23 protein-coding genes are annotated in these 22,810 nt (G+C 67.5%); 10 read left to right on the top strand and 13 right to left on the bottom strand.

The genetic code is table 11. The features are described from left to right. Positions 1–185: 185 nt before the first annotated feature. Positions 186–767 (top strand): ABC transporter permease, encoded by a 582-nt coding sequence (locus MicroSTF_RS19175; protein ID WP_005052801.1) that lies wholly within the window; start codon positions 186–188, stop codon positions 765–767. A gap of 22 nt (positions 768–789) precedes the next feature. Here MicroSTF_RS19175 and MicroSTF_RS19170 read toward each other — a convergent pair whose 3' ends face one another. The 4 genes from MicroSTF_RS19170 to MicroSTF_RS19155 all read right to left on the bottom strand — a co-directional run bounded on the left by MicroSTF_RS19170 (position 790) and on the right by MicroSTF_RS19155 (position 4,373). Then, a complete protein-coding gene (locus MicroSTF_RS19170; RefSeq protein WP_322957823.1) occupies positions 790–2,001 on the bottom strand; it encodes an amidohydrolase family protein in 1,212 nt (403 codons plus the stop codon). A 54-nt stretch (positions 2,002–2,055) separates the two neighbouring features. Then, positions 2,056–2,976: a phosphodiesterase gene (locus MicroSTF_RS19165; protein ID WP_140955816.1), complete on the bottom strand. Its 921-nt coding sequence runs from the start codon at positions 2,974–2,976 to the stop codon at positions 2,056–2,058. An 18-nt stretch (positions 2,977–2,994) separates the two neighbouring features. Further along, positions 2,995–3,321 (bottom strand): tyrosine-protein phosphatase, encoded by a 327-nt coding sequence (locus tag MicroSTF_RS19160; protein ID WP_416338507.1) that lies wholly within the window; start codon positions 3,319–3,321, stop codon positions 2,995–2,997. Positions 3,322–3,482: 161 nt separating this feature from the next. Beyond that, a complete protein-coding gene (locus MicroSTF_RS19155) occupies positions 3,483–4,373 on the bottom strand; it encodes an endonuclease/exonuclease/phosphatase family protein (protein ID WP_322957821.1) in 891 nt (296 codons plus the stop codon). A gap of 189 nt (positions 4,374–4,562) precedes the next feature. On the opposite strand from MicroSTF_RS19155, the gene MicroSTF_RS19150 reads away from it, so the two are divergent. Together MicroSTF_RS19150 and MicroSTF_RS19145 are read left to right on the top strand one after the other, a co-directional pair. Continuing rightward, on the top strand, positions 4,563–6,080 hold the full coding sequence (locus tag MicroSTF_RS19150) for an IS1634 family transposase (protein ID WP_076689818.1): 1,518 nt from the start codon (positions 4,563–4,565) through the stop codon (positions 6,078–6,080). A gap of 190 nt (positions 6,081–6,270) precedes the next feature. After that, a complete protein-coding gene (locus MicroSTF_RS19145) occupies positions 6,271–7,524 on the top strand; it encodes an ISL3 family transposase (RefSeq protein ID WP_045245681.1) in 1,254 nt (417 codons plus the stop codon). A 177-nt stretch (positions 7,525–7,701) separates the two neighbouring features. On the opposite strand, the gene MicroSTF_RS19140 is transcribed toward MicroSTF_RS19145, so the two are convergent. The 3 genes from MicroSTF_RS19140 to MicroSTF_RS19130 form a co-directional block, all read right to left on the bottom strand. Next, positions 7,702–8,601: a hypothetical protein gene (locus tag MicroSTF_RS19140; protein WP_045245717.1), complete on the bottom strand. Its 900-nt coding sequence runs from the start codon at positions 8,599–8,601 to the stop codon at positions 7,702–7,704. After that, a complete protein-coding gene (locus MicroSTF_RS19135) occupies positions 8,601–10,268 on the bottom strand; it encodes an HsdM family class I SAM-dependent methyltransferase (RefSeq protein ID WP_045245716.1) in 1,668 nt (555 codons plus the stop codon). The genes MicroSTF_RS19140 and MicroSTF_RS19135 overlap by 1 nt, the downstream gene beginning before the upstream one ends. 207 nt (positions 10,269–10,475) lie before the next feature. Next, positions 10,476–11,861, bottom strand: coding sequence for an ATP-binding protein (locus tag MicroSTF_RS19130; protein WP_048809508.1), 1,386 nt, complete (start codon positions 11,859–11,861; stop codon positions 10,476–10,478). Positions 11,862–12,086: 225 nt separating this feature from the next. Between MicroSTF_RS19130 and MicroSTF_RS19125 the strand changes: the two genes are divergently transcribed. The 4 genes from MicroSTF_RS19125 to MicroSTF_RS19110 all read left to right on the top strand — a co-directional run bounded on the left by MicroSTF_RS19125 (position 12,087) and on the right by MicroSTF_RS19110 (position 14,680). Then, positions 12,087–12,323, top strand: a complete 237-nt coding sequence (locus MicroSTF_RS19125) for an antitoxin VbhA family protein (RefSeq protein WP_045246244.1) — start codon at positions 12,087–12,089, stop codon at positions 12,321–12,323. Positions 12,324–12,327: 4 nt separating this feature from the next. Then, positions 12,328–13,152, top strand: a complete 825-nt coding sequence (locus MicroSTF_RS19120) for a Fic/DOC family protein (protein ID WP_045246259.1) — start codon at positions 12,328–12,330, stop codon at positions 13,150–13,152. Next, positions 13,149–13,736 (top strand): recombinase family protein, encoded by a 588-nt coding sequence (locus MicroSTF_RS19115; RefSeq protein WP_045246242.1) that lies wholly within the window; start codon positions 13,149–13,151, stop codon positions 13,734–13,736. The genes MicroSTF_RS19120 and MicroSTF_RS19115 overlap by 4 nt, the downstream gene beginning before the upstream one ends. 100 nt (positions 13,737–13,836) lie before the next feature. Then, positions 13,837–14,680 (top strand): IS5 family transposase gene (locus MicroSTF_RS19110; protein ID WP_241186004.1). Its coding sequence is split into 2 segments (ribosomal slippage): positions 13,837–14,142 and positions 14,144–14,680, totalling 843 coding nucleotides; the frame shifts between segments, so codons are not numbered across the junction. Here the strand turns inward: MicroSTF_RS19110 and MicroSTF_RS19105 are convergent. From MicroSTF_RS19105 to MicroSTF_RS19095, 3 genes are all read right to left on the bottom strand, one after another. Further along, the gene (locus MicroSTF_RS19105) at positions 14,677–14,886 is read right to left on the bottom strand and encodes a helix-turn-helix transcriptional regulator (RefSeq protein ID WP_048809417.1); all 210 of its coding nucleotides are present in this window, start codon (positions 14,884–14,886) and stop codon (positions 14,677–14,679) included. The genes MicroSTF_RS19110 and MicroSTF_RS19105 overlap by 4 nt on opposite strands. After that, on the bottom strand, positions 14,868–14,969 hold the full coding sequence (locus tag MicroSTF_RS19100) for a hypothetical protein (protein WP_048809416.1): 102 nt from the start codon (positions 14,967–14,969) through the stop codon (positions 14,868–14,870). The genes MicroSTF_RS19105 and MicroSTF_RS19100 overlap by 19 nt, the downstream gene beginning before the upstream one ends. 425 nt (positions 14,970–15,394) lie before the next feature. Next, complete coding sequence (locus tag MicroSTF_RS19095; RefSeq protein ID WP_045246239.1) at positions 15,395–15,769, bottom strand: hypothetical protein; 375 nt, start codon at positions 15,767–15,769, stop codon at positions 15,395–15,397. Positions 15,770–16,023: 254 nt separating this feature from the next. On the opposite strand from MicroSTF_RS19095, the gene MicroSTF_RS19090 reads away from it, so the two are divergent. Genes MicroSTF_RS19090 through MicroSTF_RS19080 form a run of 3 tightly spaced genes read left to right on the top strand, consistent with a single transcriptional unit; the run spans position 16,024 to position 18,992 of the window. Continuing rightward, positions 16,024–16,422, top strand: coding sequence for a MobC family plasmid mobilization relaxosome protein (locus MicroSTF_RS19090; RefSeq protein WP_045246238.1), 399 nt, complete (start codon positions 16,024–16,026; stop codon positions 16,420–16,422). Continuing rightward, on the top strand, positions 16,419–18,119 hold the full coding sequence (locus MicroSTF_RS19085) for a relaxase/mobilization nuclease domain-containing protein (protein WP_045246237.1): 1,701 nt from the start codon (positions 16,419–16,421) through the stop codon (positions 18,117–18,119). The genes MicroSTF_RS19090 and MicroSTF_RS19085 overlap by 4 nt, the downstream gene beginning before the upstream one ends. 15 nt (positions 18,120–18,134) lie before the next feature. Further along, positions 18,135–18,992 (top strand): hypothetical protein, encoded by an 858-nt coding sequence (locus tag MicroSTF_RS19080; RefSeq protein WP_045246235.1) that lies wholly within the window; start codon positions 18,135–18,137, stop codon positions 18,990–18,992. Between the two features lie 76 nt (positions 18,993–19,068). On the opposite strand, the gene MicroSTF_RS19075 is transcribed toward MicroSTF_RS19080, so the two are convergent. From MicroSTF_RS19075 to MicroSTF_RS19065, 3 genes are read right to left on the bottom strand one after another with little or no spacing between them, the layout of a single operon-like run. Next, positions 19,069–19,536, bottom strand: coding sequence for a DUF4913 domain-containing protein (locus tag MicroSTF_RS19075; RefSeq protein WP_048809415.1), 468 nt, complete (start codon positions 19,534–19,536; stop codon positions 19,069–19,071). Further along, positions 19,533–21,326 (bottom strand): type IV secretory system conjugative DNA transfer family protein, encoded by a 1,794-nt coding sequence (locus MicroSTF_RS19070; RefSeq protein ID WP_045246233.1) that lies wholly within the window; start codon positions 21,324–21,326, stop codon positions 19,533–19,535. Before MicroSTF_RS19070 ends, MicroSTF_RS19075 begins: the two co-directional genes overlap by 4 nt. After that, positions 21,323–22,798 carry an ATP/GTP-binding protein gene (locus tag MicroSTF_RS19065; RefSeq protein WP_211255127.1) on the bottom strand — a complete coding sequence of 492 codons (1,476 nt, stop codon included), beginning with the start codon at positions 22,796–22,798 and terminating at the stop codon, positions 21,323–21,325. Before MicroSTF_RS19065 ends, MicroSTF_RS19070 begins: the two co-directional genes overlap by 4 nt. Positions 22,799–22,810: the final 12 nt, after the last annotated feature.

The following is a 22,810-nucleotide window of genomic DNA, read 5'->3' as shown; positions in this document are numbered from 1 at the left end:
ATCTTCAAGCAATGGCGCGCCTTGGCCACCCGCTACGACAAACTCGCCCTGACCTATCGCGGCGGCGTCGTCCTACGCGCCATCACCATCTGGCTCAAGGCTTTAAGAGACACGCCCTAGTCGCTTTCCAGGAGAACTGGCTCTTCGCGCGGATGGCGAGCGACGTCTTGCCGAGTCTTTCCAGGATGATGATCGGGTTCATCGGCGCTGTGGTCATCGGCGTGGTCGTGGGGTTCGTTCTCGGTCAGGCGCACCGCCTCCAGGCGATGTTCGCACCCGTGCTCGAGTTCCTGCGCGCGATCCCTGCGGTCGCGTTGATTCCCCTCGTCATCATCGTGCTGGGCCTCGACGACACCGCGAAGGTGATTCTGATCACCTTCATCTGCCTCTGGCCCGTGCTCCTCAATACCGAAGCTGCAATCAGAGGAATGGACCCCGGACTGCGCGAGACCGCCCGGGTGTACGGCATCCACTGGTTCCGCTACGAGTTGCAGGTCGCACTTCCCGCGGCAGCTCCGCAGATCTTTGCCGGAATGCGCACGAGTCTTTCGCTCGCGCTCATCATGGTCGTCGTGAGCGAGATGATGGCGGGAGGCAACGGGATCGGCGTCTTCGTTCTTCAGTCGCAGAGGTCGTTCGCGATCACGGACATGTGGTCGGGCATCGTGCTCATCGGGATCTTCGGGTACGTGTTCAACCTGCTGCTCATCGTCGTCGAGAACCGGGTGCTCGCGTGGCACCACGGCGCGAACACCGCCGTGGAGTGACACCGCGGTCGAGAGGACGCCCTCACACCTCGATGCCGCCGCACCACACACGCAGAACGCGACGCGCGGCAGCGATGTCGGTGAGCGGATCGCCGTCCACCAGCACGAGGTCGGCTCGCAATCCGGGGGTGATCGCCCCCCGATCGTCGAGTGAGAACGCGTGCGCGGCCGTCGAGGTGGCAGCGCGCAGCGCTTCGGCTGTTGACAGGCCGGCGTCCACGAGCAGAGCGAGTTCGTCGTGCATGCTCTCGCCGTATGGCGGCAATGCCCGTGTGAGGGACTCGATGTAGGCGTCGGTGCCGGCCAGGACCGGAACGCCCGCGGCATGCATCGCGCGCGTGCTCTCGCCGTATGGCGGCGATGCCCGTGTGAGGGACTCGACGTAGGCGTCGGTGCCGGCGTCGGTGCCGGCCAGGACCGGAACGCCCGCGGCATGCATCGCGCGCGTGCTCTCGTGGGCGTGTGCATAGCTCACACCGGGAACGCCCGCTGCGGTGAGATTCGCGGCGATGCCTTTCATCATCGTCAAGGTCGGGATGAACACCGTGCCCTGGGCGAGCATCGTCTCAGCCGTCGCATCGTCGAGCGCGCGGTCGAGTGGAGCATGGGTGATCATGTCGGCCCCCGCAGCGAGGCTCATACGCACAGCTTCGTACAGGGCTGCGTGCGCGATGACCTTGAGCCCCCGCGCGTGCGCAGCAGCCACGAGTGCATCGAGCACGTCCTGGGTGGGACCGGGCAGATCGGCGATGATCTTGATGTAATCCACCCCGTCTGCCACCTGCACCTCTACGAACCGCTCCGCCTTGTCGGGGGAATCGACCAGCGCGACGTCCGGATAGGTCGGAATGCGGCTGTGCGTGCTGCCCTGAGATGTCGCCGCCATGCCGGCGGTGCGGAAGTCAGCGACTCCCCTCAGTCCCCGCAACGACTGGAACTGTGATGCGGGCCATGTCGCCATGTCCAGGCCGGTGGTGACACCGTACGTGGCGAGCGTCTCGAGGGACTCGCGCCCCTTCAGGTGCATGTGACAGTCGATCAGGCCAGGAAGGAGCACCGTACCTTCCGCGTTGACGACAGCGGCACCGACGACGACCGCATCCGCTGATACGTCACCGATGCGCCCGTCGGGCTGGATGACGACCGTCGTGGGGGCGCTCAGACTGTGTCCGTCGAAGACCCTGGTGTTCGTGATCGCGGTCGCAGAGACTGCGCCGAGCGTGGAATCCGTCATGAACTGCTCCGTTCGAGGAGATGTAGATACGAGACATTATTGTTCACGGGCTGACTACTCTCCCGCCGACGCGTTGACGGCGGCCGCGTTGACGGCGGCGAGCTGCTCGTCGGGGGTCATGTTCATGAACGCCTCGAGCATCTCGGGAGTCATCTCGTAGACGGTCGGGAACTGCCCGATCGGCACGACGGAGTGCAGCACCCGGTCGCCGTAGACGTGCACGAGGTTGTAGGACTGGCCGCCGTCCTGGCCGCGGGCACCGGGGTAGGCGACGGCGAGGTCCTGCGTGTAGCAGGTCGCCGACGCGACCGACACGGGCACGCCCGCGAACGTGCTGGTGGTCGAGTAGTGCAGGTGACCGCCCAGGATGCCGCGCACGTCGGTGCCCCGGATGACCTCGGCGAGGCGCTCCTGGTCGCGCAGCTCGATCAGGGCGACGAGCCCGATCGGGCTCGGCACGGGCGGGTGGTGCAGCGCGATGAGGGTGCCGTCGGGCGCGGGGACTTCGAGCTCGCGGCGCAGCCACGCCAACTGCTCGTCGCTGATCTCGCCGTGGTGCTGCCCGGGCACCGTCGAGTCGAGCGCGATGATGCGCAGACCGTTGACGTCGTAGACGCGGTCGACGGGCTCGGACTGGTCGGCCTCCTCGTCGAGCAGGCCGCGGCGGAACGCGACGCGCTCGTCGTGATTGCCCATCACCCAGATCACCTGGGCACCGAGCTTCTCGGCGGCGGGCTCGACGATGGCCCGCAGGCGCTCGTAGGCGTCGGGGCGGCCGGTGTCGGCGAGGTCGCCGGTGAACACGATCGCTTCGGGGCGGGCGTTGGCCTTGGTGAAGCCGTCGAACAGCTCTGCGAGGTTCTTGTCACTGTCGATGCGCTCGTGCAGCAGGTCGCCGTCGCCCACGAAGTGGGTGTCAGAGACATGCAGGATGAAGTGCTCGGGAGCGGGATGCTGGCTCGCGATGTGCGACATGGTGTGTGTTCCTTCCGATCAGACCGCGGTGGCGGCGGGGTCGATGATCACGGCGGTGAGACGCTCGAGCTCGGTGGGGGTGAGTCCGTGGGCGAGGAGGTAGGCGCTGATCGACCCGTGCTCGCGGTCGATGCGCTCGAGCAGCGCCTCGAGCACCTCGGCGGGGCTCTCGGTGATGAGTTCGACCATTCCCGCGGTCAGTTCGATGCCGCGCTGTTCGAAGACGGCGGTCATCGCGTCTGACCACTCGCCGCGCAGGTTCTCGGCGGTGGCGGCGTAGTCGGCCACGACGTCGTCGCGGTCGACCCCGAGCGCACCCTCAAGGGAGCGGCGCGGGCTGCGCAGGCTGAGGAAATGTTCCGCGACTGATCATTTGATAGTTCAACAACACGGCCCGGGCCCTCCTGGAGGAGAGAGGACCCGGGCCGTAGCTTTTGGTTCGAATTATGCCCAGGCCGTCGGCTTGTCCAGCGCGTTCAGTTCAATCTCGCGTCACTCGCGCAGACTCACCACCGTCCGGTCACGGCCGTCGGCTTGTCCAGCGCGTTCAGTTCAATCTCGGCGAGGACTCCGTAGTGGTCGCTTGCCGTCGGATACTCGTTGAACACAACCTTGCTCGAGATGATGACACTCTCGACCGTGAGGTGGTTTTCCGGCTGGCCGGCGAGTACATAATCGATGCGGCGGTGGTGGGGTTCCTGCACCACGTAGTTCGGAACAAGTCCCTGACCGTCGGTCACGCTTCGGGCGACCCACGGGCTATCGGTGGTCCAGGTGTAGCCGGGGCCACCGTCTCCGGCAATTGCCCAGGTGTCGCGGAAGGCGGCGCTGCGGCCGTTGATGGCTGATTTGCCGGTGTAGAACCGCATGCAGTCCTGGTCGGGAGCGGCGTCAAAGTCGCCCGCAATAATCGTGGGGGCCTCTTGACGGCGCTTTTCTTCAAGTTCAGTGACGAACAGCGCCTGCTCCACACGAGCGGCCTCGTCGCTGAACTTGAAGCTCGGGCGCGGGCCGAGGAAGAGCATGTCCACGCCGATGGGCAGTGACAGCACGGCTTCCCATACATAGGGTCCGTCGTCTGCGGGAAGCTTGTGGGTGGTAATGCTCTTGGGTTCCCAGCGCGTACCAACGGCGGTTCCCCAGAGGGGCCACTCGAAGTCAGCGAAGTCGGATGCGTGGGCAGCGAAGTCGGATGCGTGGTGCCAGTGGAGGCTCGAGTTTTCCTTTACGAGCTGGAAGACATCGCGCTCCGGGGTGCGGAGGATTTCCTGCAGGAAGACAATGTCGGCGTCGTGCTCTTCGAGGCCTTTAAGTAGGAGCGCGTCGCGCTTTTGCTGATCGCGGGGGGCGAGCCAAATGTTCAGTGTCAGTACCCGTAGGTTCATTTTTTTGTTCATGCGGGAAAGCTATGCCGCCAAAGTGAACAAGGTTCCAAAAAAGAGTTAACTTTTCCCGTCGAGTCGTCAGCGCTCCTGGATCGTGTCACCGTCGGGTGATTTCGCGGGTTGAGGATCGTTGAGGCTTGATTTTCCGGGGGTGTTGGTGCCTCGTGCGGGGCACTAACGGCGTCGATCTAGACTCGCTCGGTGGGGTGGTTCGTGCGGAAGGTGCGCACCGCGTCGGGTGCGACGGCGGTGCAGATCGCGTCGAAGACCCGTGGTGTGCGGACGATCGTGGAGCACCTCGGCTCCGCGCACGACGATGAGCAGCTCGCGGTGCTGGTCGCGATCGCGCGGGAGCGGATCGCGGAGCTGGCCGGGCATGTCCCGTTCGATCTGGACGGGCTGGGCGCGACGCCGCCGGCCACGACCGCGCCGACGGTGACCGGGTCGAGGTCCAGGTTGTTGTGGGATGTCCTCGAGGACGCCTACGCCCGTCTCGGGTTCGACGCGGTCGGCAACGACACATTCAAGAAGCTGGTCCTGGCCCGCGTCGTCGAGCCGACCAGCAAGGCGGACACGCTGCGGGTGTGGGACGAGCTCGGTGTCCCGGGTGCGCCGTCGCTGTCGACCGTGTGGCGGACCCTCGCCCGCAGCGTTGAGCAGGACTGGCGGTCGAAGATCGCCGCCGCAGCCTACGCGCATGCGACCCGATCTGGCCCGCTCACCGTCGTGCTCTACGACGTCACCACCCTCTACTTCGAGGCGGAGCGTGAAGACAAGCTCCGCAAGGTCGGGATGAGCAAAGAGCGCCGCGTCGACCCGCAGATCCTCGTCGGCCTCCTCGTGGACCAGGGCGGGTTCCCCCTCGAAGTCCACGAGTTCGCGGGCAACAGGGGCGAGACTCTCACCCTGCTGCCCGTCCTCGACCAGTTCCGCGAACGTCACTCCGCGACCGAGGTCGTGGTCGTCGCGGACGCCGGCATGCTGTCCGCAGCGAACCTGAACCGGCTGGAGGACGCCGGGTTCGGTTTCATCGTCGGCTCCCGCACCTCCTCCGCGCCATACGATCTCGCCGAGCACTACGCGACCGTCGGGAACATCGTCACCGATGGGGAGACGGTCGAGACCACCCGAACCATGGGTGCGGGTGTGAACGCGCGGGAGCGGCGAGTGGTGTGGCAGTACTCCCACAAGCGGAAGATCCGCGACAACATCACGTTGAACAAGCAGATCGAACGCGCCGAGCAGATCGCTGCCGGCACCCGCCCGGCGAAGAAGGACCGGTTCGTCACCCTCGGCACCAAGCCCGGCGTGAACTGGGCAAGAGTCGAGAAGGCCCGCGAATACATCGGCCTCAAGGGGTACGTCACCAACCTCAGCACCGCGACGGCTTCCGCTGCAGAGATCGTGGCGGCCTACCATGACCTGTTCCAGGTCGAGGCGACGTTCCGGATGGCAAAGACCGACCTGCGGGCGAGGCCGATGTTCGCGTCGACCGCGGACTCGATCCACGCGCACCTCACCGTCGTGTTCTGCGCTCTCGCGATCAGCCGGCACCTCTACAAGACCACCGGCGTGACGGTCCGCCGTATCGTCCGCGCGCTGCGCCCGCTGCGTGACGTCACGATCACCATCGACGGACACGAACTCACCGCGACCACCCCGCCAACGGGGGAAGCCGCCGACATCATCGCCGCACTCCGGCCGGGCGTGGGGCACTAAACTGACACGATCCAGGTCGGACATGCGGTGGGGGTGAGGCTCGCCGGGTGATGGTCGGCGGGTAGGGGTCGAGGTCCCCGAGGATCAGTAGCGCCAACTGCTGATCCATCACGAGGACCTCGACGTGCTTCACCCTACTTCGGGGTGCGCTGACGCGCGCTCTGCCGCTGATCCGTGTTACCGCTGCGATCTGCTGGTCGGTCTCGACGGCGTCCATGTCGAGCACGTTGACCGCCGCGACGGGCTGCTGATCGTCACCGTTTCGACACCGGCGGCGCCGACCGGGTGCCCGTTGTGCGGGGTCGTGGCGATCGGTCGAGGGCGCCGCCGTCGAGTGTTGCATGACGTGCCGGGCGTGACGCGGGTGCGGATCGTCTGGCGGCAACGGGTCTGGCGATGCGGCGACGTGGGCTGTGCCAAGAAGACGTTCGTGGAGCAGCTTCCCTCGCTGGTCGCTCGGCGCGGGTCGCTCACAAGGCGAGCCGTCGACTGGGCGATCGGGCAGCTGCGCCGCGAGCACGCCACGATCGAAGGACTACGTCGTCAGCTCGGGACATCGTGGAAGACGGTGTGGCGGGCTGTTGAGCCTGAACTGGTGCGGTTGGCAGCCGACGAGTCCCGGTTCGAGAACGTGACCACGCTCGGCGTCGACGAGCACATCTGGCATCACGTCGACCACCGCAAGCGGGGCCCGAAGGAACTGACCGGCATGGTCGACCTCAGCCGCGACAGCACCGGGAAGACGCGGGCCAGGCTGCTCGACCTCGTGCCGGGCAGATCGGGGAAGGCATACGCGTCCTGGCTCAGCGAGCGGGGCGAAGCGTTCCGAAAGAACGTGAAGGTGGCGGCGCTGGACCCGTTCGCGGGCTACAAGACTGCGATCGATGACACGCTCGAAGACGCGGTCGCTGTGCTGGACGCGTTCCATGTCGTCAAGCTCGGCACCGCCGCCGTCGACGAGGTCCGCCGCCGCGTCCAGCAAGACACCCTCGGGCATCGCGGTCGGAAGGGCGACCCGCTCTACGGGATTCAGACCATCCTCCGTGCCGGGGCCGAGAACCTCACCGACAAGCAGCGGATCCGGCTGACCGCGGCAATCGAGGCCGATCCTGCGCACGACGAGGTGTTCGTCGCGTGGCAGTGCGCACAGCAGCTGCGCTCTGCCTACCACGCGAAGGACCTGACCGAGGGGCGGCGGATCGCCGAGAGGGTGGTCGACACGTTCCACACCTGCCCGATCCCCGAGATCGCCCGCCTCGGCCGCACCCTCCGCCGCTGGCGTTCAGCGTTCCTGGCGTACTTCACCACGAGCCGCGCGAACAACGGCGGCACCGAGGCGATCAACGGGATCATCGAGCTCCACCGCCGCCTCGCCCGCGGCTATCGCAACCGCGAGAACTACCGCCTCCGCATGCTCCTCACCGCCGGCGGACTCACCCCATGACCCCCCCACCGGATGTCCGAAGAGCCCCTTATCGGCGTTTGGCATAGTCAACCTCTCTAGGTATCTGAACGGTCGAACTCTAGCGCCGGCTATCTGGCTGGTGACGATCGTTTCCGCGACCGCATCGGCCGTCTTGCTTTAGGGCAGGTCGATCTAATCCTGACCGCCCTGCGTTTGTTACGGCAGGTCGGTCGTCTCGTCCTCTTCGGTTACCGCCAGTTCGCGACGCTCGATGAGGCTGCGCACGTCGACATGCTGAGAAACCGAGGTTGCAGCCAGCACCTGCTCGATCATGCGCGTCATGAACTGTTCCGGACGCACATCTTCCGGGACTCGATCAAGCTCCACTTTGACTGTCGAGTCCTCCTCGGACCAACTGACGAGAGCGAGCCCGGTGGCGGTGTAGCCGTTGGCTCCGCCGAGGTCGCGGAGCTTACGCATCATGTCGACGGTGCGCTCGTAGGCATCGGGTTCCTGGGTGAGGATGGTCGAACGCTGGACGAAGAAGAACCCGACCGCGGCAAGCGGGTATCGGCTGCGGAGGTTGCCGGCATCGCCGTAGGCTTCTTCGAACCGGTTGGAGAGGTTCTTGCCGAAGGAGGAGACCTGCGTCTTCGTCGATAGCAGCAGTTCAGGTCCGCGGTCCCATCTGGCGATCGCGACGTCGACCTGTTTCTCGTAAGCACGGCCGAGGATCTTCGCGTCTGTGGGTGCGATGGCAGGCATCGCGATGACTTTCGCGCGCACCTCATTGGATAGGTCACGCGGCAACTTTTCCAATAGAAGCGCAACATCGCGCGGAAGGATGCGGGGACGCGTGGCGCGTGGCCACACTTCGTCCGGTGTGAAACCGGAGCGTCTGAGCTCATGCGCAAGCCACGAGTCCACACCGTTCGCCAGTGCACCGGTCGCCCACCCCTTGTTCGCAGCAATCGGGATGGTCAACAGCTGCTCCAGAAGCCCGTAATCGGGCTGGTACGCCGCGGCTTCGTCGCGCCCGTGCACCCAGGGATCGCTGAGACCCGCTGCCGCGAGTGCTTCATCGAATGGGGTAAAGGAGTCCGGCTTGGTAACCATCACGCTGCTCCCCTGCCACCACTTCGTCCACGAACGGTCCGACGAGTAGTCAATGCACGGTGATCCCCAGCAATAGCGGAGAGCTCCCCAGCCGACAGCACATCGTTGAGAAGCACAGCATCGACCAACTCCACCGCCCCCGGCAGATTGCGGCTCTGAAGCATTCGCTGCACACGCGGCTGCAACGCGGCTAGCGCCTCGCGATGCTGTGCGAGGAGAGCCGGCGAGGGCATCCACCAACGGTCAGCCTCGCGAGGTTCGATCTTGAGGATACCCCCGCCGTAGGAGCGACCGACAAGCTCAGCAGACAGCAACGTCATCGAGTTCAGCGACCCGATCGGCAGGACGTCTCGTGCGAGCTCCCGGTGGTCCTCGGTGAGGTAGACACCGTGGACGCTGTTGAGGTGACGGGCAGCAACAGTGTTCGTCGTGAGACGGGCCGTGTCGGCGTTCATGTACGTCAGGAACAGATCAGGGGCTTTTAGCACCGGCACCCGCCACCACGGCTTACGCACCCGACACTTGTATGCCTGGTCGGCGCCGGTGCGGTGGCCCTCCTCGATGTATCGGAGCGTCGAGGCCGCCGGTTTCACACTTGGGTACAGAAGCCAGGTGGCCTGCCCGTCCTGGCCGAGCCGGGTCATGGCGCTCTTAGTGAGCGCGAGCCCACGCAGGTGAGAGCTACCGGGAGGACTGATGCGCAGCAAATCTCGTTGGGGTATACCGAGCTCGCGCACGCGGGTGGGAGACAAAGTGAAATACCGATTCCCGCCCGTGACCGCGCCCAGTGACGTGTCACCGTATGTCTCCAACGGAACGAAAGCCTCGACGTCCGAGAGCCGCGCCATTGCGGCCACCGTCACCGGAGAGAGGGCCAGGGCGGTCCAGCGCTCAGTCGTGTCGATAGGCGCCCACGCCGTCCCCGTCTCCAAAGCCTCGAGCGTCGATGCGTTGCGGGCTTGTCGCAGGACGGCGCTGCCAGCGGGGACCTGTTGCCAGCCATCAGCCTTTACCAGCACGGTATCGGCTTCGGCGTCGGGAAATACTTGCTCGTCAAAGACCACGAGCTCCACGGTCGCGAAGTTTTCCAGCAGGAAACGGCGAACCGGGGCGGCGTAGTTCACACTCAGCAGTTCCGCCGGCAGCACGAGGCCCAGGCGTCCTCCAGGCTTGAGGAATCCAGCCGAGTGCGCCACGAACGCAGCCCAGCTCGATGACAGGCCAGTCAGCCCCACCCCCTGCTGCAGCGCGGCGAACCGTGCTCGGTCTCGCTGCGCACCCGTCCAGTCCTGGTAGCGAATGAACGGAGGGTTGCCGATGATTGCATCGAACGTCGCCGACGCCTCGACCATGAAGAAGTCGCTGACGGTGATATCGGCGGTGCCCCCAGCAGCGCCGATCAGCGCGCGAGCTGCCTCCGCGCTTGGTGAATGAATCTCGACGCCGTTCACGCGCGGCGACTCATTGCCGAGGTCAGTCAGGCGCTCAACAGCGGAGATGAGGAAGGCGGCCTCGCCGGTACTCGGCTCAAGCACACGATCTTCAGCGGAGCGGATCGCCCACTCGGCAATGTGGCGGGTGATGCCCTCTGGCGTGAAGAACGCACCGCGAGCTTTCCGCGCCGCAGCAACGTCGGAAGGGTGCGAATGGATCACCTCGGCGGACACCTCATCAGACTAGGGGCCGCGAAGCCACTGAGACTCCGCACACGCCCGCCGCCCGGAGAGATGCGGTGATTGTGCCGTCCACCGGCGGCGGAGCGCTGTCTAGATGTACAGCTAGTTCAGACTCGTGACCTCCTCGACCGTCAGGTTGTGGGCGCAGGGTGACGGACGGCATGACGAAACCAGTAGTTGCCAGCCCCCGAGCGATGACTACCGCTCGTCGTCGTCGTTCGAAGCCTCGAGGTTCTCTTCGGTTGCAAGCCGAACAGACAAGTCTTGTTCCTCAGTGGTCACGGTTAGATCTCTGGCCCAGAACTCTTCTTCCGCGTTCATGGGGAGCTTGAAACGCAGAATCGCATAGGCATGCTGAAGCGGACGGTTATAGCGGAACAGCCCTTCGGATGTCTTTCTAATAAGTGCTCTGCGTTCCTCGGTCTGGAGCTTTCGGAGGTAAGTCGTGAGATTGCCGGGAGGATAATCGGGCAGACCCTCCCGAATCTTTGCGAGGATCTGGGCGTGCGTCGCTCCCCGCTCCGGCAGGGCAGCGATCGCTCGAAGGATAATCGCGTAGTTGTGATACTTTCGGGTTTGAGTGACCTCTAGAGCCGCATCAAAGTCTTCCCGCATGGTGCCACCGCGCGTCCGCGAGTACGCGGTCTTGGCGGTCTCCAGCGCCTCCGCAGTCACGTACATCGGATTCGGGCTCGTCTCTCGCACACCAAGGGCCGTGCAGCATTCGCGCGCCAAGGCATGCGTGACACTCGCCACTCCCACCGAATGCTTGATGATTCGATTACGCACTGCACCGAGATCAACATTTAGTAGGTCCTTGCCCTTGTCGAGCAGCTGACCGAGGTCATCGTCTCCGAGCGGCGGAATAGGAATATCAGCCAAGCGGCCGCCCATATTGGACGGAGCTCTCAAGATCTCTCCAGCTGTTTCCGCTACGCCGAGCACAATCATCCGCAGCCGCGGGTAGTTTAGAGATTCGTCGCTGAACACCTTCATAGCGTCTGCGAGACGATTCCTGGTTTCGGGAGAAACTTTATGGAAGTCCTCGATCACCCAGACGAGACCCTTAGATCCGAGGCGCACGGCAAGCGCCTCCGAAGTCAGTTGTGCGGGCACAACTCTCTCGAAGTCCTCGGTCTGACCCGCCTCCCACGAAGCGTCAGCATGGAAGGACGCCGGCGATACAGGTCCCCCGAACTCCGCACCCCCGCTCAGCTGTCGCGTGTCTTGATTGCTGCGACCGGTTCGCACCATTGCGTTCATACGGTCGAAGGCGGAGGACAAGACTTGCTCGTACGTGGTTGTCGCTTCGCATCGGGTCGTGATTGACGGCTGCCCCTCGTTCTTCAGCACGTTCGCCACGAGTGAGCTTTTGCCGGCGCCTGACTCACCCCACACCAAGATCTGGGTTCCACGTTCGTCAAGCAAGTTCCGCAGGTCCTGCTCTTCCACGGGACGGCTGACAAACCCCTTATCCGCGGGCTGCCCGGGTGTGAACACTTCTCCCAGTGAGTATGAGCGAGGCGATGGCTCCACGGCCGGTTCCGGCTTCTCCCCGCGCCACCATCGCTTCAACCAGTTCATGCCCTGACCATATCGCGCGCTGCGACCCACTGATCGGTGTGAGCATCGCCTGCCACAAACGATCGTTTCCGGGACGCCTCGGCCGAGCCCGGCGCCGACGTCGACACGCCGACGATTCCCGTCCCGAAACCCAGACCCGAAACCCGTTCAGACCGAAACCGCATCTAGACCGTTTTCGGGATACACGGTAGAATAGATCGAGAGCCCGCGAGAGGGGAGCCCACCATGCAGACGTTCGACGTCGAGGACCGTTGGCCCGAGCTGTTCGTGCAGCTCGACGACGTGCAGCGCAACTCCGTCCGTCAGTCCCTCGCCGCCGGCTGGCACGAGGGCTTCAACCCCACCCGCGAGGACGTGGAGAACCTGACCGACTACGCGCGCGGTGCGATTGATTTCGACGAGTACATCCGTCGAGCCGACGCGACCGCGCTGCGCACGGTCGGCGCCGTCGCCGCACGCTGACGTGGTGGATCGGTTCGACACCTGGGAGTCGTATTTCTACCCGGAGACGATCGACCCGCTGACCGGCAACGGCACGCTGCGCAACCTTCTCGACGAGCGGCATCCCGCCGAGCTGGCACGACGAGAGTACGTGCGAACGAACGTGCGCGCGCAACAGATCGAGGGTGGCGCCGTGGCGATCGCCAAGACCTACGACGGCTCCCACCTACGAGCGATCCACCGCCACCTGTTCCAGGACGTCTACGCCTGGGCGGGGGAGTACCGCACGGTCAACATGTCGAAGGGCGTCGGCCGAGGCTTCGGTGACGTCAAGACGGGCGAGGTCGACCGCTACCTGTCGGACGTGCACCAGCTCGTCTCCTCGACCGACTGGCGCCGCCTCGACCGAGGCGACTTCATCGCTCACAGCTCGACGGTGTTCGCCTACGTGAACCAGGCCCACCCGTTCCGGGAGGGCAACGGGCGCACGTCGAAGCTGTTCATGCAGCACGTCGCGGAGCAGAGCCGCTTCGCGTTCGACTACGCCCGCGTCACGCCGGAAGTGTGGAACCAGGGATCGGCGCTCAGCGGGCCGGACCTGTACTCGTACGCTCCCGATCCGCGGTCGCTCGTGCCTGTGTTCGACGCGATCACCGTCGACCGCCGGCAGGGGCAGACGGGCGGGCTCGACGACCCGACACGCGGCCGCTCGGCGCTGCGCGCGAGCTACCCGCAGGCCGCCACGGACGCGACACGGAGCACGCCGCCTGCCGGCGGCATCCAGGGCCGGGGGAGTGCGCCCTACACGCCGGGCGCTCGGTACGGCAACGACCTCGGGGAGGGCCGATGAGCAACGTCGTCGGCTATGCACGGGTGTCTCGTCATGACCAGAACCCGGCAGCTCAGGAGGCCGAGCTGCGCGCGGCCGGCGCCGGCCGCGTGTTCGTCGACCACGGCGAGTCCAGCCGCGTCAAGGACCGGCCGCAGTGGCTCGCGTGCCTGGACTACCTGCGCCCCGGCGACACGCTCATGGTGCGCCGGCTCGACCGTCTCGCCGGCAGCGAGAAGATGGCCATCGAGACGATCACCGACCTGCACGAGCGGGGCGTGAACATCAAGAGCCTCACCGAGCCGGATATCGACACGACGACCCCGATGGGCCGTGCCCTGTTCGGGATCGTCGCCGTGTTCGCCCAGCTCCGCGTCGACACGATCCGGGAGAACACCGTGCGGGGCCTGGCCCATGCACGCGCCGAGGGACGCGTGGGAGGCCGACCCTCGGTGATGACACCGGAACGCACGGCGGCCGCGGCCGACCTCCGCGAGCAGGGCTACAGCTACGAGGAGATTGGGCGCCTCCTCGGCGTCGGCAAGTCCTCCGTTGCACGGGCTCTCGCGAAGCACGATGAGAGCCAGCCTGCCGCCGCGTCCTAGGGCGTGTCTCCCAAAGGTTTGGGCTGGTCGCTGGAACGCTCGGTGTGTGTCTCGAACGGAGTTGCTGACTGATGCGCAGTGGGAGCTGATTGCTCCGTTGATGCCGTCCTCGCAGGGGCGTCGTGGTCGGCCGTTCGCCGATCATCGCACCGTGGTGGAGGGCATCATCTATCGCTACCGGACCGGGATCGCGTGGCGGGACTTACCCGGGTGCTTCGGGCCGTGGCAGACGGTGTGGAAGCGGCACCGCCGCTTCAGCGGTGATGGGACGTGGGACAAGATCCACAGCGTCCTGCTGGCCCATGCCGACGCCGCCGGGCTGATCGACTGGGAAGTCTCGGTGGACTCCACGATCAACCGCGCCCATCAGCACGCCACCAACCTGCCCCGGGACACAGGGGGACCTGACGAATTACACGAATCTGCGCATCGAGCCGCCTGATCACGCCATCGGCCGCTCCCGCGGCGGCCTGTCGACGAAGATCCACCACCTGTGCGACGGGAACATGCGGCCGCTGGTGATGCTGCTCGGGCCCGGGCAGGGCGGGGACTCCCCGATGTTCGAGCACGTGATGAACGCCCTGCGGGTACCGCGCCTGGGTGGGGGCCGGCCACGCACCAGGCCCGACCGGGCGCTGGGTGACAAGGCTTACTCTTCCCGGGCCAACCGCAAGCTGTTGCGCCGGCGCGGCATCCAGGCCGTCATCCCCGAACGCGATGATCAGATCGCCAACCGCAAGCGCCGCGGCGCCAAGGGTGGTCGCCCGGTCACCTACGACACCGAGGCCTACAAGCGCCGCAACGTCGTCGAGCGCGGATTCAACATCTTCAAGCAATGGCGCGCCTTGGCCACCCGCTACGACAAACTCGCCCTGACCTATCGCGGCGGCGTCGTCCTACGCGCCATCACCATCTGGCTCAAGGCTTTAAGAGACACGCCCTAGTCGGCCGTGTCGTCGCTGAGCCAGTCCGCGACCTCGGAGCTGAGGTAGCGGATCGTGCGCGGCGTGAGGGTGATGTAGGCAGGGCCGCGGCCCTCGTCTCGGAGTCGTTTGAGGTCGCGCACGTCGACGCCGAGCTGCGCGGCCAGCTCGCCGGGTGTGAGCATCTTGGGTCGCTTGCGGGGGCCGTTCACTGGCACGAGTCGCACCCCGTCTCCTCGGCGGGGTCGACCGGCACCAGGTAGCCGTCGACGCCCTCGACGTCCGTCGCGCTCTGCTGCTGGCCGGCCATCAGTCGGCGTCCCCGGTGACCGTGACCGTGTTCGCCAGGTGGTAGCCGGCTCGACCGTAGTCCGCGAGCTGCCGATCCCGATTGGGCCACGTTGCGAAACAGTCGCGGCCGGTCCTCGTCCCTCGACGGGAGCGTGGTCGTGATCGTCGTGAAGGCAACCGGAGTACTCATCGTGACGTCCTCTCCTTTGGTGTGTGTCCGTCCGAAAGTGGGAAGTTCGGCGCCTGCGCCGAGCTGCCTGCTTTCGGCGGAACACTTGCCGCCTTGCACGCAGTGGAGGGCGGGTCAAGGGGAGCCCGCAGGGCTCTCCCGTAGGGACGCGAAGCGCCCTTGACGCGCACGGAGCGGAGTGCAACCCCGCAACGCGGGGGAACGCCACAGGCCCCGCACCGGGAGCCGGTAGCGGGGCCTGTGGGAAGAACGAATCAGCCGGCCGCGGTGCCCTCGTCGGCCGACGTCTCGGCAGGCTCAGGCGTCGTCCGCGACGCGGCCGGCTTGCGCGCTGCGCGCCGTCTCACACGCGCCTTCTTCTCGGGCTCGGGCAGGCCGATCTTGCGTAGCTCGTCCGCGCTCCACCCGGCGCTCTGCGCGGCGTTGTAGGCGCGCACGTCGTCGCGCTCGGCGTCCGCGACGCGCTCCGCGATCCGCGCTTGCAGATCGGCCAGCTCGCGAGCCGTCTCCTCCTGCACATCGACCAGTCGCTGTCGCGCTTCCGCGACCGCGCGCACAGCGTTGATCCGATCCTCTTGGAGCCGCTTCGCGCGCTCGATTGCTTCCTCTGGTGTCAGTGTCGTAGCCATGCTCCTATCGTACGAATCCGCTCGGCTCCCGTCGATGCCTGCGGCATCGGAAGAGACAGCCGCGGCGGAGCCGCGGGCACTCTCGTCTGTCGACGCGAGCGCATCTGATCGGAGTCCAGGACGGAGCAAGCTATACAGTTAGGTTACCTAACTGGGCTTGATCCTCGACAGGCGGTCGCGGATGCGGCACACTGGACGTGTGGTCCCCGCAGTGTGCGGGGTCGCTGCGCTGGGCCGGGAGAGGCGGTGATCCGATGGATGAGCAGACGCCGAAGGCTCGCGCGTTCACTCGACGTCGCCGCGCGAACGCGACGGGCGGTCGGCTGCACTTCCACAAGGTGGGCGTGACGCCGGAGGAGGGCGGCGAGCTAGCGCGGATTGCGGCCGCTCAGCACGTCACGGTGCCGCGACTGATGGTCGAGGCGGCGCTGTCGTCCGAGCGTGCCGAGACGCCGACCGAGCGCCGTCAGGCGATGGCGGAGATGTTCACCGTCCATCGGCTGCTGGCGGCCATCTCCAACAACGTGAACCAGATGGCGAAGGCGACGAACGCGACGGGGGAGTTGCCCGCGGAGCTGCCGGCTACTCTCGCAGCGGTGCGTCGTGTTGCGGAGCGGCTGGACGAGGCGATTGACAGGCTGTCGGCGTCATGATGCCGAACGTCGTTCGCGGCGATCGTATGTCCGGTCTGCTGACGTACCTGACGGGTCCGGGACGGTCCAATGAGCACACTGAGCCGCACCTTGTCGCAGGCGACCCGGCGTTGCTCGCGTGGCACGACGACGCGGAGTTGGGACGGGATGCCGCGCTGTCGATCGCGCGCCACCTTGACCGACCGAGGACGGCCTACGGCGTCGAGGTCAAGGGCGGGCACGTGTGGCACTGCTCACTGTCGCTGCGCGCCGACGAAGGCCAGCTCACCGACGAGCAGTGGAAGGCGATCGCGGACGACTTCATCAAGGCGATGGAGTTCGACGACAACGACGGAACGAAGGCCCCGTGCCGTTGGGTCGCCGTACGGCACGGTGTCTCGACCAACGGCAACGACCACGTGCACATCGCCGTCAACCTCGTGCGCGAGGACGGCACGAAGGCGTCGATTCACAACGACTTCCACCGCGCCCAGGTCGCGGCCCGCGCCCTCGAAGTGAAGTACGGCTTGGAGGAGTTGGAGTCGTCGAAGGCCGATCGCTCGACCCGCGGCTACGACCCCGCCGAGCGCGAGGCCCAGGCCCGCGGCCGAGCACGAGCGAAGTACGAGCGCGCACGCGCCGACCAACCGTCGACGACGCCGGCATGGGAGCTGCTGGACGGCAACGACCGCCAGGCCCGCATCGCGTCCGAGATGCGCGCCGATCAGCCCCGCTACCTCCTCGCGTTGAAGGTCCGCGGCTGCGCCACGGCATCCGGCGACGAGGCGGAGTTCGTGCGCCGGATGCGTCGAGCCGGGCTCCTCGTCCGGCCCCGCTTCGCGGACGGTCGTACGGACGTCATCACCGGCTACTCGGTGGCCGAGCGACCCGAAGCCGGCGAACGTCCTATCTGGTACGGCGGTGGTCACCTGGGCCGCGACCTGACGTTGCCGCGGCTGCGCGACGGGTGGCCCGACACCCCGACCGGAGCCACCGACGCGGCCGCCGAATGGGCTGCGGCGAAGCGGGGCCGGCGGGTCGTCGCGCCCGGCGCCGAGGCACAGGAACCGGACCCGGAGCTGTGGTCGCGCCGCAACGACGAGCTGCGCGAGCTCGTCGACCGGATGCGGTCGGTTCCGGTCGACGACAGGGACACGTGGGCGACCGTTGCACGGCAGACCGCGGGTGCGTTCGCCGCATGGTCCAACGCGACCGAGGAGACGCCCGGCGACCTCGCCGCGGCGTCCGAAGCGTTGTCGCGATCGGCGCAGACCTACGGGCGCACCGTGCGGCCAGAGAAGGCCGGCACGGTCGCTATCTCCGGGGCGGCGATGCTGCTGGCCAGCGCCATGCGCGGCGGACAAGGAACCGTCGCACAGGCCGCGATGATCCGCCAGCTCCTCCGGCTCACGCAAGCCGTCTACGAGGCCTCCGTAGCCGCGGGACAGGCCCGACAGGCTCGACTCCTCGCTGAGGACGTCCGCGCCCGTCTCACGCGCGTCAGGGACGCGCTGCCGACGTCGGCGCCGGCTGGCGCAGTCGCGACCGCAGAGCGGACGACGACGCTCGACCCGGAAGCTCAGGCCATGCTCGACCGGCTGCGCGCCGGGCAGGCCCTCCCGGTCACCGAGGCGGGTTCTCCCGTCCCGAACCACATCGAGCCGGCACGACCACGAGAGACGACAGGACCGGGCGCAGACCGCGGCCCGGAGCGATAGGAGAGGGGGCCGATCATGGCCGAGGAGACAGACGGAATCGCCGAAGCGTTCGAGGGCCAGGTACGAGTTGCGGTCACCGCGGCCGCACAGGTCGGCCAGGCGATCGCGAACCTGCGAGAGCAGGCCCTACGCCGCGCCACCGCGGCAAGCGAGCAGGAGGCCCGCGAACTGCGATCGCGCCTCGACGCAGAGCGGCAGGCAGCGCGCGCCGAGGTCGCCCACGTCGACCGGGCCGAGTGGTGGGAGAACTCCACCCCGGAGCAGATCGGGCACACCTACCAGGTGGCCCGCGCGTGGCAGTCCGAGGACCAGGAGCTTGCCCGCGCCGAGCAGCGCATGAGCGCCGAGCTGCGCGATCGGTACGGGATCGACACCCGCGACACGGGCGCCGACGCCGACGAGGTGCGCCAGCTCATCCGGCTACAGGCCGAGCGCGCGGAACGCGACCGCGCGGCCGCCGACGCCGAGCGCACACGGGCCGCGGCCGAGGAAGCTGAGGCGCTGCGCCTGCTGGCGTTCGCGGACCAGGAGGACCGTCGAGCGGACGAGGCGCGCGCCGCGGCCGAGTACGAGCCCGACCCGGCCGAACGCGACCGCGCACAGGCGGAAGCCGAGCAGCGCGACGCGATCGCGGACCGCTCCCGCGAGGACGGCAAGAGCCTGTACGACAGCGCCGAGCGGCGCTCGTCGACGGCGGAGGAGCTGGAAGGCCGCGGCATCGCTCAGGAGACGGTGGCGACCCGGATGCGCGCCGACGTGAGCCAGGCGAAGCCGGCCACGGCCGCCGTCGCTGCCGGCAAGACTAAGGCGGCCAAGGCGCGCAAGACGCGCGGCCGCGGCGCCCAGGTGCAGCGCACCGGACTGGACCGCTGAGCGCGCGTCGACGAGCTGCACGAGAGAGGGGCTGCACCACCAGGTGCAGCCCCTCTCTCACGTCCCAGGGACGCTCTCAGGCGTCCAGCTCGCGAACGTCCGGGAACAGCCCCTCGGGCGGTGCCTCATACGGCAGCGGGTCGCCCTTGGAGCACTGGTTCTCCGTCGCCATCGCGTCGGCCGCCGCGAACGGTCCCTGCGGGTCCATCAACACGCCCATGTGATGGTCCGCGTGATCGCGCCACCACACGCTCATCCCCGTAGCGGGATCGCGGCGAAGGAACTCCCACGCGCGCCACAGCGCTTCGAGGCGGATCACCGCCTCGTCGTACTCCCACCAGCGAGCCGCCCACACCCGCGACTTGCCGTCGATCTTGCGCCGGTAGACGCTGCGCAGATACTCGCGCAGGAACTCGTCGACGGAGCCGTAGTACAGGCTCGGCTCCGCTGCGGGCTCCTCATCGACGACCTCGCCCGTGGCCTGGTCCACCGCGGCGTCGTCGACGTCGGCCGGGTCCAGCTCGTCATCGCCCCAGTCGCTCACGATGCCGCCTCCGTCCCGATCGTGGCCTCGACGCTGGCAAGCTCCTGCTGCGCCTCGCGGATCGTGCGCTCAGCTTCGGGATCGTGCGCGGCGATCGACGCGCGCACGTCGGCCGCGTAGGCCGCCGTCATCCACGGCTGAGTGCGGATCAGCGTCGGCCGAGAGCCCGACGCGAGTACCACGGCGCGACCCTTCGGCATCGCTGCCAGCTCGGCCACGTCCATGATCCGCTCACGGTGGAGCTGCTGCGACACCGTGCGCTGACCGCGGCCGTACGACGTCGACGAGGAGAGCCGGTCGTAGTCCCCGATGATCCTCGACAGGTCGTCGAGGAACGCCGCCTCGGAGACGCCGCCGCCGTACACCTTGACGTTCGACGCGCTCCACAGCTTCTTCATGCCGGACTCGCCCCAGACCTCGACGCCCTGCGACCAGCTCTGCAAGATCGTCATCAGGACGATGCCGCGCGAGCCGTAGTGCGAGTAGAGGTTCGGCAGCTCACGCCACCGGCAGACGTTCGCCGCCTCGTCGAGCACGCCGAGCAGCGGTGTGCTCAGACGTCCGCCGGCCGAGCGGGCGGCCAGCTCCTCCGCTGCCTCCACCACCGCGACCGTCAGTGCGGTCACGAGCGGGCCGGCGGTGCCGCGGCCCTCCTTGGAGAGGCTGTAGAGCGTGCCGCCCTCACGCACGAACGCCTCGGGGCTGAACTGCGGCCGCTCGTCGACGCCGCCGCGGAGCGGCGTCACCCACGCGGCCACCTGACGGTTCGTGAGGCAGGAGGCCATCTGCTGGGCCGTGCCGAACACGCCGCCGCGCTGCTTCTCGGGCGCGTCGACGACGCCGGCCACCTGGTCGGCCGTCAGCGTGAACTCGTGCCGGCGAAGGATCTCTACAGCCGTGTCGTCGGCCGGGCGGGTCAGCCACGTGTAGACGTCGGTGATCGGCCGGCTGTCGAGTGCCGCGGCGAGCAGAAGGCCGGCCAGGAGGTCTTGGCCGGCCGGGTCGAAGTAGGCATCCGTCTTTGCGCCGGGATCGCGGGAGCCGGCCGCGAAGTGCTCCGCGAGCTTGGCTGCGCGAACCTCGTCGGTGACGTACGAGAGCGGGTTCCACCACCAGGTGGGCTCCTCGTTCGCGATCGCCTGCGGATCGAACACCCACACGGGCCCCTTGGCCGCGCGCGGGTCGCGTGTCGCGTCTACGACGTCGCGCTTGTTCGACGTCACGAGGACCGCTCCGGGCGCATCCATGATCGCCGGCACAGCACGCGAGGTCGTCTTTCCGGTACGTGGCCCCCAGATGTCCACGTGCATGTCCTCCCACGAGCCGTAGAGCGGCTGTGAGCCCGCGACCGTGCGCCCGATGGGTACACCAGCCGAGGAGGTCACACCGAGGCGCTGAGCCTTCTCCTGGGCGCTCTTACGGCTCATCTCCGCGACGTCGCGGCCGCGGCCCATGTACGCGGCTGCCCGGTCGACGCGAGAGCGGCGCTGACGGATGCGGTGCAGCCACACCGCCACCAGCACGCCGAGCGCGATCGCGACGGCGAGGATGCCGCCGAGCACCCACCAGGACGCGGCAGGCCAGCTCACCTTGCCGCTGAACACGCCGAACACGAGCGCGAACGGGTCAGACGGCAGCTCGGCGCCGTCGCCCGCGATCGCGTGGCCGAGCCGGACCGATCCGTAGACGGCGCCGCCGAGCACCACCACGGCGACGATGCCGACCCAGAGCAGGATGGCCTCGCCACCCATGCCGCCCGGATCGCGGCGGCGGTTGTTCGGCGTGCTCATCCCTGTACCTCCTCGACGGCGCGCAGATGCCGGCGACCGACGCGCGACTGTTCGTGCCAGAGCTTGTTGGTGTCGTTGATGGACAGCTCCACGGAGGTCAGCTGCACGTTCACCGGGATACCGGGTCGGCCGCCGACCTTCACGAGGAACTTGCCGCGGCCGGGGGGCTCGGCCTCCCGGCCCGTCGACGGGTCCCACGCGGGCGGGTCCTGCCAGCCGATCAACATCTCTTGCTCGGCCTGCGAGAACGGCACGGCGGCGCTGAGCTGAGGCATCTCCGCGGACGGCAGGCCGCCGCAGATGACCATGCCCGAGCGCTCGACGAAGCCGCGGGCCTTCATCCGGTCCTCCTCGGTCGGGAGGGCCAGGAGGTCGCTCATCGTGTGCGAAATCATCGCCATGCCGACGCCGCGCTGCCGGTTGAGGCGGGTGAGCGCGTCGACGCGATCGACCATGCCCCGGCCGGCGCGCAGCGCCCGCCACAGCTCGTCGAGGACGACGAAGTAGTGGCGACGGGGCTCGAGGCCGGCATCCGCGAGAGCGTTCGCCACGTTGACCGTGCCGAAGCCGGCGGACCAGCAAGCGAGCAGGGTCGCCGCCTGCAAGTCCATCTCGGAGTCGTCGATCGCAGAGACGTCGTAGACCACGGGCGCGTCGCGGCGCATCGGGTTCGTGGTCTGGCGAGCGAACGTCTCTCCGAGACGCCCGCCGCCGACCAGGCCGATGAGGCTCGCTTCCAGGCCCTCGGTGATCGACTGGTAACGCTCATCGTTGCCGCGGTCCAGCGCCACGGCGCGGACCTCGGCCGGCCCCTCCTGGATGACGCGGAGCAGATCACCGAGCACGGGCACGCCGTCGAAGTTGTCATCGAGCCACTTCAAGGCGCGGTCGATGATCGTCTCCTCCCGGTCGGTGGGCGGCGCCGAGCGGAGGATCGTCAGCAGCGCCGACACCATCGTGTGCCGGCGGCCGTGCGCGTCCGCGAGCACCTGAGTGGCCTCCTTCTCGAACCCGGCCTCGCGCAGCCGCGCAGCGGCCTCCGTCGCCTCGCCAGGGTCCAACACGTTCAGATACCCGCGGCCGCGGCCGAGGGTGATGACCTGGCCGCCGAGGGCCTCGATGAGGTCTACGTAGTCGGGCTTCAAGTCACCGAGCACCAGCGGCATCACGCCATAGCCGGCGAGCCCGAGGGCCATCCGCCGGACGATCGTCGACTTGCCGAGTCCGGGCTTGCCGAGCACGAACGCGGACGGGTTGCTGATGAGCTTCGCGCGCTGGAACCACGAGATGGGATCGCAGCACAGCGTCGCCCCGGTGTGGATATGACGGCCGAGCGGGACACCGACCATCGGCGTCCCGGTGCCGATCGCGAACGGCCACATGCCGCACACCTGCACGGTGGTCCCGCGCCATTCGTCGGCCGCCTGAACGTAGTTCGACGAACCGCGACCGCGCCCCAACCACCCTCGCATCGGCGGCCGCTG

Origin of the sequence: Microbacterium sp. STF-2 (assembly GCF_034650155.1) — a bacterium.
In the GTDB taxonomy this organism is placed as follows: domain Bacteria; phylum Actinomycetota; class Actinomycetes; order Actinomycetales; family Microbacteriaceae; genus Microbacterium; species Microbacterium maritypicum_A.
The sequence above is the reverse complement of the archived record's forward strand: the minus strand, read 5'-3'. Positions and strand labels throughout refer to the sequence as shown.